This window comes from Janthinobacterium sp. AD80 (assembly GCF_002878455.1).
Taxonomy (GTDB): domain Bacteria; phylum Pseudomonadota; class Gammaproteobacteria; order Burkholderiales; family Burkholderiaceae_D; genus Janthinobacterium.
Genome location: NZ_NRDQ01000054.1, coordinates 1 through 14,409, shown reverse-complemented (window position 1 = coordinate 14,409; position 14,409 = coordinate 1). Strand labels below are relative to the sequence as shown.

General features: G+C 61.6%; 15 protein-coding genes. 10 read left to right on the top strand and 5 right to left on the bottom strand.

Going from position 1 to position 14,409, the window contains the following annotated elements; all coding sequences use genetic code 11:
- Positions 1–135: 135 nt before the first annotated feature.
- From JaAD80_RS12240 to JaAD80_RS12210, 7 genes are all read left to right on the top strand, one after another.
- Positions 136–1,107 carry a beta-propeller fold lactonase family protein gene (locus JaAD80_RS12240; protein WP_102294405.1) on the top strand — a complete coding sequence of 324 codons (972 nt, stop codon included), beginning with the start codon at positions 136–138 and terminating at the stop codon, positions 1,105–1,107.
- 14 nt (positions 1,108–1,121) lie between these two features.
- Entirely contained in the window at positions 1,122–2,129 is a 1,008-nt protein-coding gene (locus tag JaAD80_RS12235) for a polysaccharide deacetylase family protein (RefSeq protein ID WP_258002952.1), read from the top strand.
- Positions 2,126–3,151: a sterol desaturase family protein gene (locus JaAD80_RS12230; RefSeq protein ID WP_258002951.1), complete on the top strand. Its 1,026-nt coding sequence runs from the start codon at positions 2,126–2,128 to the stop codon at positions 3,149–3,151. Before JaAD80_RS12235 ends, JaAD80_RS12230 begins: the two co-directional genes overlap by 4 nt.
- Positions 3,151–3,978, top strand: a complete 828-nt coding sequence (locus tag JaAD80_RS12225; RefSeq protein WP_102294404.1) for an EI24 domain-containing protein — start codon at positions 3,151–3,153, stop codon at positions 3,976–3,978. The genes JaAD80_RS12230 and JaAD80_RS12225 overlap by 1 nt, the downstream gene beginning before the upstream one ends.
- 43 nt (positions 3,979–4,021) lie before the next feature.
- Positions 4,022–4,807, top strand: coding sequence for a molybdopterin-binding protein (locus JaAD80_RS12220; protein ID WP_102294403.1), 786 nt, complete (start codon positions 4,022–4,024; stop codon positions 4,805–4,807).
- 386 nt (positions 4,808–5,193) lie between these two features.
- Positions 5,194–8,310, top strand: a complete 3,117-nt coding sequence (locus JaAD80_RS12215; protein WP_102294402.1) for a transglycosylase domain-containing protein — start codon at positions 5,194–5,196, stop codon at positions 8,308–8,310.
- A gap of 60 nt (positions 8,311–8,370) precedes the next feature.
- The gene (locus JaAD80_RS12210) at positions 8,371–8,751 is read left to right on the top strand and encodes a hypothetical protein (RefSeq protein ID WP_102294401.1); all 381 of its coding nucleotides are present in this window, start codon (positions 8,371–8,373) and stop codon (positions 8,749–8,751) included.
- On the opposite strand, the gene JaAD80_RS12205 is transcribed toward JaAD80_RS12210, so the two are convergent.
- Positions 8,748–9,353: a glutathione S-transferase family protein gene (locus JaAD80_RS12205; RefSeq protein ID WP_102294400.1), complete on the bottom strand. Its 606-nt coding sequence runs from the start codon at positions 9,351–9,353 to the stop codon at positions 8,748–8,750. The genes JaAD80_RS12210 and JaAD80_RS12205 overlap by 4 nt on opposite strands.
- 131 nt (positions 9,354–9,484) lie before the next feature.
- Here JaAD80_RS12205 and JaAD80_RS12200 point away from each other — a divergent pair, with 131 nt between their 5' ends.
- Entirely contained in the window at positions 9,485–10,837 is a 1,353-nt protein-coding gene (locus JaAD80_RS12200; protein ID WP_102294415.1) for a TAXI family TRAP transporter solute-binding subunit, read from the top strand.
- A 139-nt stretch (positions 10,838–10,976) separates the two neighbouring features.
- On the opposite strand, the gene JaAD80_RS12195 is transcribed toward JaAD80_RS12200, so the two are convergent.
- The 4 genes from JaAD80_RS12195 to JaAD80_RS12185 all read right to left on the bottom strand — a co-directional run bounded on the left by JaAD80_RS12195 (position 10,977) and on the right by JaAD80_RS12185 (position 12,236).
- Positions 10,977–11,261, bottom strand: a complete 285-nt coding sequence (locus JaAD80_RS12195) for an XRE family transcriptional regulator (protein ID WP_099760471.1) — start codon at positions 11,259–11,261, stop codon at positions 10,977–10,979.
- A complete protein-coding gene (locus JaAD80_RS31470) occupies positions 11,258–11,461 on the bottom strand; it encodes a type II toxin-antitoxin system RelE/ParE family toxin (protein ID WP_258002950.1) in 204 nt (67 codons plus the stop codon). Before JaAD80_RS31470 ends, JaAD80_RS12195 begins: the two co-directional genes overlap by 4 nt.
- A gap of 15 nt (positions 11,462–11,476) precedes the next feature.
- Positions 11,477–11,617 (bottom strand): hypothetical protein, encoded by a 141-nt coding sequence (locus JaAD80_RS31465; RefSeq protein WP_258002949.1) that lies wholly within the window; start codon positions 11,615–11,617, stop codon positions 11,477–11,479.
- A gap of 157 nt (positions 11,618–11,774) precedes the next feature.
- Positions 11,775–12,236, bottom strand: coding sequence for a rhodanese-like domain-containing protein (locus JaAD80_RS12185; protein WP_102294399.1), 462 nt, complete (start codon positions 12,234–12,236; stop codon positions 11,775–11,777).
- 385 nt (positions 12,237–12,621) lie between these two features.
- Here JaAD80_RS12185 and glnA point away from each other — a divergent pair, with 385 nt between their 5' ends.
- A complete protein-coding gene (glnA, locus tag JaAD80_RS12180; protein ID WP_029496182.1) occupies positions 12,622–14,037 on the top strand; it encodes a type I glutamate--ammonia ligase in 1,416 nt (471 codons plus the stop codon).
- Between the two features lie 157 nt (positions 14,038–14,194).
- The coding region (locus tag JaAD80_RS12175; protein ID WP_258002948.1) for a DUF4124 domain-containing protein at positions 14,195–14,409 on the top strand (215 nt) is incomplete at its 3' end.

Here is a 14,409-nt window from a genome sequence, read left to right as displayed (position 1 = left end):
TCCAGGCCGCGCCGGCCCAAAAACCGGAAATTACCGCCACTTGTGGCCATTGGTATCATTCCTAGGGGAATTAGTTCAGAAAATACAGTGTTTCCACGTAAAATACATGTTTTGTATTTAACAGTGATTTCTTCCATGTTCCGCAGTCTACGCCGCCTCATTTTTTCCTCGCTGTGCCTGGTTTCCGCAATGTCCACGGCGCAAGCCGAAGTAGTGGTGGTGCTCAATTCCCGTGACGCTACGGTGCAATTGCTAGACCAGAAAACCTATGCCCCCCTGTCCACCTTTGCCGTCGGCAAGGAGCCGCACCATCTGATGGAAACGCCAGACGGCAAGTCGCTGATTGTCGCCAGTTCCGTCGGCAATGAACTGATCTTCCTGAACCCCGTGTCCGGCCAGATCCAGCGCCGCATCAGCAATATCCTTGACCCCTATCAAATTGGTTTTTCGCCGGACCAGAAATGGTTCATTTCCAATTCGCTGCGCCTGGACCGCATCGACCTGTACCGCTACGACGGCAAGAACCTGACCCTGGCCAAACGCATCGCGCTGCCCAAGCTGCCCAGCCACATGGCGTTCACGGCCGACAGCAGCATGGCCTTCATTACGCAGCAGGGCAGCAACCAGGTCAGCGCCATCGACCTGGCCACGCAGACGGTGAAATGGACCATGCCCGTCGGCCCCGCCCCGGCCGGCATCACCATGACGCCCGATGGCAAGCATTTGCTCGTCGGCATCATGGGCAGCGACTACGTGGAAGTGATCGACTGGCGCACGCAAAAGACCGTCAAGCGCATCAAGGCTGGCGCCGGCACGCATAATTTCCGCGCGCTGGGAGACAACCGAATGACGTTTGTCTCGAACCGCGTGTCGAACACCATCAACATCATCGACCAGAAGACCCTGGAAAACGTCGGCATCATCAATGTGCCAGGCGGCCCGGACTGCATGGAAATCACGCCCGATGGCAAGACCATGTGGGTGACCCTGCGCTGGATCAAGAAAGTGGCCGTGATCGACCTGACCACGCGCAAGGTGATCAAGATGATTCCCGTGGGCCGCTCGCCCCATGGCGTGTATTTCGCCAGCCACGCGCCGCGCATGTGATGGCGGGAGGAAAGATGAAACACCTGACCATGCGCCACCCGACGCCGGGCCTGATGCGTTGCGGCCGCATGTCCGCCGTGCTGCTGTGCGCCATTGCCATGCTGCCGCACGCTTGCGCGCACGCACATGCAAGCGCTCCAGGCACGGCCAATGCCAGCGTCGCGCCTGCCAAGCCCGGCGCACACCTGCCCGCAGCCCTCACCACCGCTGCACCCGCTGTCGCATCCACCGCAGCATCCACCGCAGCATCCACCGCCGCATCCACTGCAGCATCCACTGCAGCATCCACCGCCGCGTCTGCCGCCCCTGCCGCCTGCAAGGGCACGATCTACATGACCTTCGACACGGGCAGCCAGTCGCAGGCGGACTTGATCGCCAATGTGCTGAATAAACGCCATGTGAAGGCGACCTTCTTCCTGGCCAATGAAAAGACCACGCGCGGCGACTATTCGCTCGATGCCTCGTGGGCACCGTACTGGAAAGCACGGGTCGCCGAAGGCCATGCCTTTGGCACGCATACGTTTGACCACGTGTACTGGAAGAAGGATCTGGCCAATGGCTTGATCCAGGTCAAGCCCCAGTTCGGCAAGGATGGCGGCAAGCTGGCGTCGTTCTCGGATAAACAATTCTGCGAGGAATTGCGCCGGGTCGACACGCGCTTCCAGGAGCTGACCGGCCGCAAGCTCGATCCGTTCTGGCGCGCGCCGGGCGGCTATACCTCGCCGCGCACCCTGGCCGCCGGCAGTGCCTGCGGCTACCAGCATGCGGGCTGGGCGCCTGCCGGCTACTCCGGTGATGAACTGCCCAGCGACAAGTATCCGAACGCCATGCTGCTGAAAAAAGCGCTGGCGAACCTGCGCAGCGGCGACATCTTCATTGCCCACATGGGCATCTGGTCGCGCAAGGAGCCTTGGGCGCCGGCCAACCTCGACGCCCTGATTAGTGGCCTGCAAGACAAGGGTTTCTGCTTTGCCACCCTGCGCGAGCATCCCGCCTACGCGCAAAAGAAGGGCCAGCCATGATGGAAGTGCTCACTCCTGTCATCGATATGCTCGTCGAGACCTTTGGCGATGCGCAAGGCTGGCTGTTCCAGACCGTCGTCAACCCGCTCGTGTATCACCTGGGTTTTGGCGAATTCACGGAAGAAGCGTTCGAGGGCACGGAGTGGCTGCTGATCGGCTTGTGCGAACTGGTGCTGCTGTTTCTCGTGCTGCGTCCGCTAGAAGCCTTGATACCCGCGCAGAAGATGACGGACCCGCGCGCCCGCTGGAACGATTTTATCTATACCGTGCTGCACCGCATCGGCCTGTTCCCCGTGCTGATCTTCTTCACGCTCGATCCGCTGATGGATGGTCTGGCTGGCGCTTTGCGTTTCGATAACATTCATCCCTTGAACCTGGAATCGCTGTTGCCCGGCATCAGCCCCTTGCTCAGTTTTATCATTTATTTTGTGATACTGGACTTCGTCGACTATTGCTACCACCGCGCCTCGCACCACTTTGGCTGGTGGTGGGGCTTGCACAGCCTGCACCACAGCCAGCAGAACATGAATCTGTGGAGCGACGACCGCAACCACCTGCTCGACGATTTCCTGCGCGACGTGGTGATGGCGCTGGTGGCGCTGGGTATCGGCGTGCCGCCGGGGCAATACGTGCTGCTGGTATCGGTATCGCGCATTTTGCAAAGCTTGCAGCACGCGAATGTGAGGATACACTTCGGCCGCATCGGCGAGCGGCTGCTGGTTTCGCCGCGTTTCCACCGCACGCATCACGCCATTGGCGTGGGGCATGAGTCGCAAGGCAAGGGCAGCATGGGCGGTTGCAACTTCGGCGTGGTCCTGCCGATTTGGGATATGCTGCTGGGCACGGCGAATTTCTCGGCGGGCTATGCGCGCACGGGCGTGCGCGACCAGCTGGCGCGCATCGATAGCGAAGGCGTCGGCCGGCCGGGACGCAACTATGGACGCGGCTTCTGGCAGCAGCAATGGCTGGGCCTGCGCCGCATGGTGGAATTTGCAAGACTGAAACGAAAAGGACGCCGTTGATGCGTAATGTGTTGAACTCGTATGGCCGTGCCTTCCTGTCGCAGTTGCACGGCAGGATATTGCTGCTGAGCGCAGTGCCGTTTGTGCTGTCGCTGGTGCTGTGGGGCGTGCTGCTGTACCTGGGCCTGCAGCCGCTGATCGACAGCCTGCATGCGCTGTTCACGCAGTATGACTTTTTCCGCACCAGCGGCCAGGTGCTGTCCACTTTTGGCCTGGGCGTGCTGAAAGCCGTCATCGTGCCGCTGATCGCCATGTTCATGCTGCTGCCGCTGATGATACTCACGGCGCTGATCTTCATGGGCCTGTTCGCCATGCCGGCCATCGGCCGCCATGTGGGCGGGCGGCATTTCCCGCAGCTGGAGAAGAAGTATGGCGGCAGTCTGCTGGGCAGCGTCGGCACCTCGCTGGCCACCTTTTTGCTGTTTATCTTCGTCTGGGTATTGATGTTGCCCCTGTACGCGTTTCCGCCGGCCGCGCTGGCGGGCCAGGCCGTGCTGTGGGGCTGGCTGACCTACCGCGTCATGGCGTACGACGCCATGGCCGACTACGCCAGCAAGGAAGAGCGCCAGGCCATCATGCGCGGGCAGCGCTGGCCTTTGCTGGCCATCGGCATGGTTTCGGGCGCGGCCGGTGCCGTGCCGGGCTTGCTGTGGATGGGCGGCGTGATGTCCGTCGTCTTCTTCCCTTTCCTGGCAGCATTCGCCATCTGGCTGTATGTGCTGATCTTTATCTTTACGGGCCTGTGGTTCCAGTATTACTGCCTGGAAGCGCTGGCGCGTCTGCGAGGCGTGCGCGGCATGACCGACGTGGCGCCGGCGGACGCTTGAGCCTACCATCGAATTTAACCATCGAATTGAACAAGGAAGTTTCATGGCTATCGGATTGATCATCATTGGCGACGAAATCCTGTCGGGCAAGCGCACGGACCAGCATTTTCCGAAAGTGGTGCAAATGCTCAAGCAGCGGGGCTTGCAGCTGAGCTGGGCGGAATACGTGGGCGACGAACCGGCCCGCCTGGTGGCCTTGCTCAAGCGCAGTTTTGCCAGCGGCGACATCGTCTTCAGCTTTGGCGGCATCGGCGCCACGCCGGACGACCATACGCGCCAGGCGGCGGCCGATGCGCTGGGCTTGCCGCTGGTGCTGCATGAGCAGGGCAAGAAAAATATCCAGCAGCGCATCACGGAAATGGGCGAGGAGGCGGGCGTGCCGGCCGATCTGAATTCGCCGGAAAACCTGCACCGCCTGAAAATGGCGGAATTCGTGCAGGGCGCCGAGCTGATTCCGAATCCGTACAACAAGATCGCCGGCTTTGCCGTGCGCGAACATTATTTTGTGCCGGGCTTTCCCGTCATGTCCTGGCCCATGATCGAATGGGTGCTCGACACGCATTACGCGCACCTGTTCAACCAGGTGCCGCACGCGGAACATGCCTTGCTCGTGTACGAAACGGCCGAGTCCCTGCTGACGCCGCTGATGGTGCGCCTGGAAGCGCAATATCCGCAGATCAAGGTGTTCAGCCTGCCCAGCGTGGGCGACGCGCAGACGCGCCGGCATATCGAACTGGGCGTCAAGGGCGAACCTGAGCAAGCGGCCGCGGCCTTTGCGGACATGCGCGCCGAACTCGACGCCATGCAAGCGGAATACGCCACCCTCTGAGTTGTTGCCAGCCCGGCGCCGGCGGCTTTTTCGCTGGCGTCCAACCCGCCTCGCGCCTATGTACGCAAGCGCACACTCCAAGTCGTTGTTTTTTTGCGAAAATCTTCAATGAAGCAAGATTTTTGTGTGCGCTCGTCAGTCGTTCTCATGCCGATGTGGTGGAATGGTGGACAGGGGCTCCGCGTGTCAACGGGGGCAGCCTGCCTGTGCAGTAGAACGTATTTTTGATTCACCGGTATGGACATCATGTTAAGCAAGTTTCATCGTGACCGGCCCTGGCTGGCCCCGGCCCTGACCAGCGCCGATGGCCGCCTTTGCCGCACCAGCGTGCGGTGCAGCTGCCGCATTTTCCACGCCGTCCACACCCAACCTTACCCCAGCATCCCATGAAAGACACAGGCGTCAATCTGGCCGCGCAAGAGCGGCCCCAGGAAGAACCAGCTGCGCAGGCGCCGCTACCGGCCAGCCCGCCGAAAAAGCGCCGTTCGCGCATCTGGCCCATCTTTGCCATCATCGTGCTGGCGCTGCTTGCCGGCGTGGCCTGGTTCGTCATGCGCGAAGTGCGCACCTCGGCCCTGCAGGCGGAATTTTTTACGCGCCTGGACCGCCAGCTGAGCTATAAAGTCGAGCCTGGCCCGGCGCCTGCCGGCGCCATCCGCTATCCGCAGCATGGGCCGTACGACGAACGCCTCGGCTATGCCAGCCTGCCCGACTTCATCACCAAGCTCAATGCGCGCGACTATGCAGTCACGGCGCAGGCGCGCATGTCGCCGAAGATGGTGCAACTGGTTGACCGGGGCATCTTTGCCACCTATCACGAGAAAAACCGCGCGGGCCTGTCGATCCTCGACTGCCGCGCCGCGCCCCTGTTTGCCGCCAGTTATCCGGAACGCATGTTCGACGGCTTCGCCGAAGCGCCGCCCGCGCTCGTGCAAAGCCTGCTGTTCATTGAAAACCGCGAATTGCTCGATCCGGGCACGCCCATGCGCAATCCGGCCGTGGAATGGGACCGCCTGAGCAAGGCCGTCCTCGACAAGGCCTTGAACCTGTTTGGCGGCCACCGCGGCGGCGGCGGCAGCACGCTGGCCACGCAAATCGAAAAATACCGGCATTCGGAAGATGGCCGCACCAGTTCCATGCAGGACAAGCTGTGGCAGATGGTGTCGGCCAGCCTGCGCGCCTACCAGGATGGCGAAAACACCATGGAAGCGCGGCGCAAGATCGTCGTCAATTACCTGAATACCGTGCCGCTGTCGGCGAAAAGCGGTTTTGGCGAGGTCAACGGCATCGGCGACGGCATGTGGGTCTGGTATGGCCGGCCGTTTGCCGAAGTGAAGACTTTGCTCAAGGGTAATATGGACCAGCCCGGCAGCGCACTGGCCTACAAGCAGGCGTTGAGCCTGCTGATCGCCCAGCGCCGTCCCTCGCATTACCTGGTGGCTGGCGGCGCCGACCTGGAAGAATTGACCAACAGCCATTTGCGCCTGCTGGCGCAAGCGGGCGTGATCTCGCCGCAGCTGCGCGATGCTGCCATTGCCGAGAAGCTGCGCCCGTCGACGGCCTCGGGCGTGCAGTCGGAAGCGTCGACCTCGTTTGTCACGCGCAAGGCTTCGAATGCCGTGCGCAACCACCTGGCGGGCATGCTGGGCGATCCGCGCCTGTACAACCTCGACCGCCTGGACTTGAAAGTGGTCAGCACGCTGGACGCGCAGGCGCAAAACGCCGTCACCAAGGTCTTGCGTGAATTGCGCGATCCGGAAGTGGCGAAAGCGGCGGGCCTGACGGGCAAGGGCATGCTGGGCAATGGCGATCCCGCCAATGTCGTCTACAGCTTTACCCTGCTGCAAAAGGGCGAGCAGGCCAACTTGCTGCGCGTGCAGACGGACAACTACGACCAGCCACTGGACATCAATGAAGGCGCCAAGCTGGACCTCGGTTCCACGGCCAAGCTGCGCACCCTCGTCACCTACCTGGACATCATCGACCAGCTGCACCAGCGTTACAGCGGCATGAGCGCGGCCGAGCTGGGCAAGATTGCCGTCGATCCGAAGGACATGCTGTCGCAATGGGCTATCGCCTACCTGAAACCGTTGCCCATCGGCGAGGCGCGCAACCTGCCGGCCATGCTGGCGGCCGCCATGGAACGCAAATACTCGGGCAATCCCGGCGAAGGCTTCTTCACGGGCGGCGGCTTGCACCATTTCGGCAACTTCTCCAAGCTCGACGACAGCCGCATCATGACGGTGCAGCAAGCCTTGCGCCAGTCGACCAACCTGGTGTTCGTGCGCCTGATGCGCGACGTGGCCCGCTACTACATGTTCTCGCGTCCGGATTCCTCGGCCTCGCTGCTGGCCGATGCGGACGATCCGCGCCGCGCCCAGTACCTGAGCCGTTTTGCCGACAAGGAAGGGCGCGAATTCCTGCACCGCTTCTACCAGAAGTACCGCGGCAAGAGCGTCGACGAGCAGGAAAAAATCCTGCTGGCCAGCATCCGCCCGACGCCCGTGCGCCTGGCGAATATTTTCCGCACCATCAATCCGAAGGGAACCGTGGCGGAATTCGGCGACTTCCTGAACGCCAACCTGCCATCGCAGAATGAAGTGCCGCCCGAGCGCGTGGCGAAGATGTACCAGCAGTATGCGATGGAAAACTGGTCGCTGGCCGACCGCGGCTACCTGGCGAACGTGCATCCGCTGGAACTGTGGATGGTGGCGTACTTGCGCCAGCACGAAGGTTCCACCCTGTCGCAGATGGTGGCGGCCAGCGAGAAAGAGCGCCAGGAAGTGTATAAATGGCTGTTCAATACGCACCGCAAGCATGCGCAGGACCGCCGCATCGCCAACTTGCTGGAAGTGGAAGGTTTCCTGGAAATCCACCGCCAGTGGAAGAAGATGGGCTATCCGTTCGATTCCCTGGTGCCGTCGTACGCGACGACCCTGGGCGCGTCGGCCGACCGGCCCGCCGCGCTGGCCGAATTGATGGGCATCATCATCAACGACGGCGTGCGCAAACCAAGCGTGCGCATCGATTCCATGCATTTCGCCGCCAATACGCCATATGACACCATGGTCAAGCGCGGCACCAAGGTGGAGGCCGAGCAAGTGTTGTCGCCGGACGTGGCGAAAGCGGTGGCCAAGGCCATCCGCGAAGTGGTGTCGGACGGCACGGCGAAACGGGCGAAGACGGCGTTTGTCGGCGCCGACGGCGTACCTATCCCGATGGGCGGCAAGACGGGCACGGGCGACCAGCGCTTCGACGTGTATGGCGCCGGCGGCCGCCTGATCGAGTCGCGCTATGTGAACCGCTCGGCCACGTTTGTGTTCAATATCGGCGAGCGCTTCTATGGCAGCATGACGGCGTATGTGCGCGGACCGGAATCGAAAAACTACGACTTTACCAGCGCCTTGCCGGTGCAATTGCTGGTCTCGCTGGCGCCGAGCCTGATGCCGCTGATCGAGGCGCCCGCGCCGGCCGAAGGTGTGGCGAAGCAGTGCACTAACTAAAAATATCTAGCCTGTGTGAACGCCGGCCCGCAAGGCCGGCGTTTTTTTTGAGGAGTGCAATTGGACAGGACGCAGCAGATTTTTCAGCAATACCACCGCTTTGACGATGGCGCGCTCGTGTCCATCGAGCAGCAGTATCAGCCCGGCGGCATGCAGGCCGTGCGCATCGTCTTGTATGCAAGAAACCATGGGCTGGAAGGCAATGTCTGGCGCCACGTCGCCATCACGGTGGGCGACGTACGGCAAGTGGTCATTAAGACGCCGGGCAACTTCATCAACCGCATCTGCTGCGGCGTGAAGCTGCTGCGTTTCGGCGACGTATGGTGCGTGGATATCGACGGCACCTACACGCACGATGATCCCGCTACGCTGGACGAGGTACGCCGCGATGGCGACTGCTATGTCATCGGCGGCACGGTCGAGGCAATCGAACTCGATTAGCCGGCAAACACGGCCGTTTTATCCGCCAGGCGCGCGTGATACGCGGCGATGGCCGGGTAGGCGGGACGCCGCATCGGCGCCATCAGCCAGCGCTTGACGGACAGGCCCAGCACGATATCGGCCAAGGTGAATTGCTCGCCGCACACATAGGCGCCCGTGCGCTGCAATTGCTGCTCCAGCACGCCCATCATCTTGTTCCATCCGGTAATACCGGCCGCCAGCTGGGCCGCATCCTGATGCGCCGGGCTGTGGCGCACCAGCGACATGAAGGCGTAGCGCCAGCTGTTGTTCAAATCGCCCATCTGCCAGTCCATCCATTTTTCCACTGCCGCGCGGGCGCGCGGATTGCTGGGCAGCAAGTCGTCGCGGCCTGCCTGCGCGCACAGGTAGCGGCAAATCGTGTTCGATTCCCACAGCACCAGGTCGCCGTCGATCAGCACGGGGACCATGGCATTCGGGTTCAGCGCCAGGAAGGCGGGGTCGTCGGTGGCGCGAAAGCCGCTGCCCCAGTCCTCGCGTTCGTAGGGCAGGTCGAGTTCGTCGCAGGTCCACAGGACTTTGCGGACATTGATCGAGGCGGCTTTTCCAAGAATTTTCAGCATGCGGGGCTCCGAAGGACAGATGGTTGATCTTGCACTGTAGCGGATTTGGCCACGCCGCGCCTGCGAAAGTGCCTTGCATAGTTGAGCTTTTCTTGGCATCGTAGCCACCCATGAAACCTATGCGCCACCACATGTCCAAAATCCTCGCGTTCAGCCGCTTTTCCGTGCGCGATTTCCTCGCCACCGCCGGCCCCACCCTGCTGCTGGTCGGCGCCTTTTGCGCGCTCGCTTACTGGCTGGTCGACCCGGCGCCGCCGCGCCAGGTAAGCCTGTCGACGGGGCAGGACAATAGCGCCTACGAAGAGTTCGGCAAAAAATACGCGGCCACCCTGGCCAAACACGGTATCAAGGTGACCTTGCAGCCCTCGCTGGGCTCGCAGGAAAACCTGCAGCGCCTGAATGCCGGCAAGACCGATATCGCCTTCGTGCAAAGTGGCTCGACGGAACACGACGATGCCGAGCGCCATGGCCTCATTTCCCTGGGCAGCCTGTTTACGGAACCCGTCTGGCTATTCATGCGCGAAGACAAGGCCGTCACGGAGCTGACGCAACTGAAGGGCATGAAGATCAACCTGGGGCCGGAAGGCACGGGCGTGCCCGGCCTGTTCCGGCAGTTGCTGTCCGTGAATGGCGTGGAAGCGAACGAGCTGACGGTGAGCGACTTGCAAAATACGCCCGCCACGGTGGAGCTGCTGGAAGGGCGCATCGACGGTCTGGTCTTCAGTTCGGCGCCGGAAGCGCCGCTGATCCAGATGCTGCTGCAAACGCCAGGCATCAAGCTGTTTGATTTTTCGCAAGCGGAAGCGTACACGCGGCGCCTGCCCTTCCTGACCCATGTCGTTTTGCCGCGTGGCATTGTCGACCTGGGGCAGAACATCCCTGCGCAGGATTATCATTTGATCGCGCCGACGGCCACCCTGGTGGCGCGCGAAGACTTGCATCCGGCCCTCGTCGACCTGTTCGTGCAGGCGGCGGCCGGCATCCATGGCGGCACGGGCTGGTTCCAGCAGCAGGGGCAGTTCCCGTCCGCGCGCTACACGGAAATCCCCGTGGCGCCGGAAGCGCTGAAATTCTACAAGGATGGCGCGCCCGTGCTGCAGCGTTATATGAGTTTCTGGCTGGCCAATTTCTTCGACCGCATGTGGGTGCTGGTGGTAGCCTTGGGCGCCCTGATCCTGCCCCTGTCGCGCGTGGTGCCGCCCCTGTACGTGTGGCGCATCCGCTCGCGCGTGTACCGCTGGTACGGCCAGTTGCGCACGGTCGAGCAGGCGCTGGAAGACGTGCCGGAAGAGCAGCGCGCGCAAGTGTATGCGGCGCAATTGAAACGGCTCGACCAGATCGAGGAGATGGTCAACCAGATCTCGATTCCCCTGTCGTTTGCCGATGGTTTGTATGGCTTGCGCAGCCACATCAATTTCGTGCGCAAGCGCATCCTGACCCTGATGGGCGAGCATCCTGCCGCCGAGGTGGGAGAGCCGGCCTGAGCAATTGACTCGCTTAACAACGCCTCATAAAAACCGTAGCGAGCGGAAGGAAGTTGTGGTTGAGAAGCGCAACTGTACGAAGGTACAGTGAGCATCGCAGACCGCAAATGACGACGCGTAGTAGGTTTTGATAGGCGTACTAAACAAGGGTGATCGACAGCTTGCGCCCGACCAGCGCAGCGGCCCGCTCCAGGGTGGAGAGCGTCACATCGCTGCTGGGGTCGAGCAGGCGGTCGAGCTGCGAGCGGCTCGTCTGCAGCAGGGCCGCCATGCGCGTCTTCGACATCGCTTGTTCCTGCATCGCCTGCGTCAGTTGCCAGGCGATCACTTCCTTGATGGCGCGGTTTTGCGTTTGCTCGAAGATGCCTTCTTCCTTGAGGAAGTCGTCGAGACTGCTGCCGAGGTGCGGTGCGGTGGCGTTCATGTCAGTTCCTTGTAGCGTTTGCGGGCCAGCGCCAGATCGTCATCGGGCGTGGCGCGGGTTTTCTTGATAAAGCCGTGCAGCGCCACCAGACAGTCGCCGTGATGGCAGATCAGCACACGCGCAAAATGGTTGCCGGGGTTGCCGGGCAGGCTGCTGCGTACCTCCGACAAGCCGTGTCCCAGGTGGCGGCACAAGGGCATGCCCACGGGCCAGCGCTATTGCGCATGCATCAAGTCCTGTCCGATCACATGGCGCTCTTCAACTGGCAGCGACTTGAGCCAGTCGCGCACGGGTTCTCCGCCATTGCCATTCGCATAGAACAGCAGGGTAATCTGCCGCAAGCCGGAAGCATCCATGACGCACCTCTACGTTGTACTATATAAGGTACATGTTCGCAAGGAGAATTTGCGCCGCAGTTGAAAAAATAGGGCGCGCATGGATGGTTGTAGCCGATGGCGGGCCGCAAGGTGTCCCGCCAGACCAAACACTGTTCAGATAGTCACGGGGCCAGCGTCACGCGCCCAGCCACGGCAGTCCCGCCTTGCACCAGCCGCCCACTTGTTTGCGGTGGCCGTCGGCATCCTTGTCGCCCTCGAAGCCTTCGAGGATGTCGTAGCAGTTGCTGTAGCCATGCTCGGTGGCCAGCTTGGCCGCATGGCGCGAGCGCACGCCGGAGCGGCACAGGAACAGCAGGACATCGTCCTTGCCGGCCTGGCCGGCCAGTTGCTGCATAAAATCGGGATTCGGCACGCCGCCCGGATAGGTGGCCCACTGTACCGCACCATGCTGGGTATCGGCGATGTCGATCCGCCCGACCCAGTCGCGCTCGGCATTGGTGCGCACGTCGATCAGTTTCACAGCGGGGTCCAGTTGCAGCAGCTCGTAGGCTTCCTGCGGCGTCACGGCGCCCGCATACGGCGTGCCCTCGTTGGCGCGGCTGCGGGCGGTGGTCAGGATATCGGCGGCGGTGGTCATGGCGTCCTCGATGAAAGTGGAAAGGTGTGGTCGATTATAGTGCGCCGCCAGCGCCCCGCAAGCGGGAATGCTCGGCAGCGGCCTGCCGCACCAAAACAAGGCATTTTGGAAAAAATCAGGAGAAGTGCACGATAATGGTGCGTTATTCGTTTTTCGCACTTGTATAGTGCATTCTTGATTTGACGCAAACCTGGCGCGGGAATTCGCGGGTGCAAAATTTTCACTGGAGTAGTCAGGCTTTTCTTCTTGCCGCCAGCCGGCTCCTGGAGCTGGCATGGAATCTGCTATGATCCTTATGAGTTTTGGTGGCACGCAATGTTTGCTTCGCTTCATCAGCCCGGACGCATTAAGGTCGGCTCACCCCACATTCATTTAGGAGATACGCATGGCAATGACAGCCGCAGAAGTCTTGAAGATGGTAGAAGAGAACGAAGTCAAATTCGTTGATTTCCGCTTTGCCGATACCCGTGGTAAAGAGCAGCACGTGACGGTTCCCGTGTCGCACTTCGATATGGATAAATTTGAATCGGGCCACGCCTTCGACGGCTCCTCGATCGCTGGCTGGAAGGGTATCGAAGCATCCGACATGATCTTGCTGCCGGATCCGAACACAGCCAATATCGACCCGTTCATGGAAGAAACGACCTTGTTCATGCAGTGCGACGTGATCGAACCGTCGGACGGCAAGGGCTACGACCGCGACCCGCGCTCGATCGCGAAACGCGCCGAAGCCTACCTGAAATCGTCGGGCATGGGCGACACCGCCTACTTCGGCCCTGAGCCGGAATTCTTCATCTTCGACAGCGTGCGCTGGAAGATCGACATGTCGGGCTGCTTCGTCAAGATCGGTTCGGACGAAGGTTCGTGGTCGACCGGCAAGGACATCGAAGGCGGCAACAGCGGCCACCGTCCGACCGTCAAGGGCGGCTACTTCCCGGTGCCACCAGTGGACAGCTTCCAGGACATGCGTTCGGAAATGTGCCTGATCCTGGAATCGCTGGGCATCCCGGTTGAGGTACATCATCATGAAGTGGCCGGCGCCGGCCAGAATGAAATCGGCACCAAGTTCTCGACCCTGGTCGAGCGCGCCGACTGGACGCAAAACCTGAAATACGTGGTCTGGAACGTGGCGCACAGCTATGGCAAGACCGCCACCTTCATGCCGAAACCGATCGTTGGCGACAACGGTTCGGGCATGCACGTGCATCAATCCGTATGGAAAGATGGCAAGAACCTGTTCGCCGGCGACGGCTATGCCGGCCTGTCCGATTTCGCTCTGTACTACATCGGCGGCATCATCAAGCACGCCAAGGCACTGAACGCGATCACCAACCCGGGCACCAACTCGTACAAGCGTCTGGTACCAGGCTACGAAGCACCGGTGAAACTGGCGTACTCGGCGAAAAACCGTTCCGCCTCGATCCGTATCCCGCACGTGGCCAATCCAAAAGGCCGCCGCGTGGAAGCGCGCTTCCCGGATCCACTGGCGAATCCATACCTGTGCTTCGCCGCACTGCTGATGGCCGGCCTGGACGGCGTTGCCAACAAGATCCATCCGGGTGAAGCCGCCTCGAAAGATCTGTACCATCTGCCGCCGGAAGAAGACGCGCTGATCCCGACCGTGTGCGCTTCGCTGGAAGAAGCCCTGGATGCACTGGACAAGGACCGCGAGTTCCTGACCCGTGGCGGCGTGTTCAGCGATTCAATGATCGATGCTTACCTGGAACTGAAAATGCAGGACGTGCAGCGCATGCGCATGACCACGCATCCTGCCGAGTTCGACATGTACTACTCGCTGTAATGGCGGCATGCCGGCACGCTGCCGGTAGTAAATAAGAAACGCGGGTGAGGCGATGGTCTTGCCCGCGTTTTTTTTATGCAGTGCGCCAAGGCGGCGCCAGTGCGGTGTTGTATAGTCGGCCCAGGATGGATGCGGCATGCGCTGACAGGAGTGGAAATTGATAAAGTTTGAGACGATGGTACTGGTGGTCGGCCTGCTGGGCGCGGCGGCGCAGGCCCACGGGCAAATCTATATGTGCACGGACGCCCAGGGCCACAAGGAACTGACGGATGTGCGGCGCAACGCCAGTTGCCAGTTGCTCGATCTGCCGGGCGCCATCACGGCGCCTCCCGCGCGCAAGACGCCGCCCCTGTCGGGAGCGCCCGCGCGGCC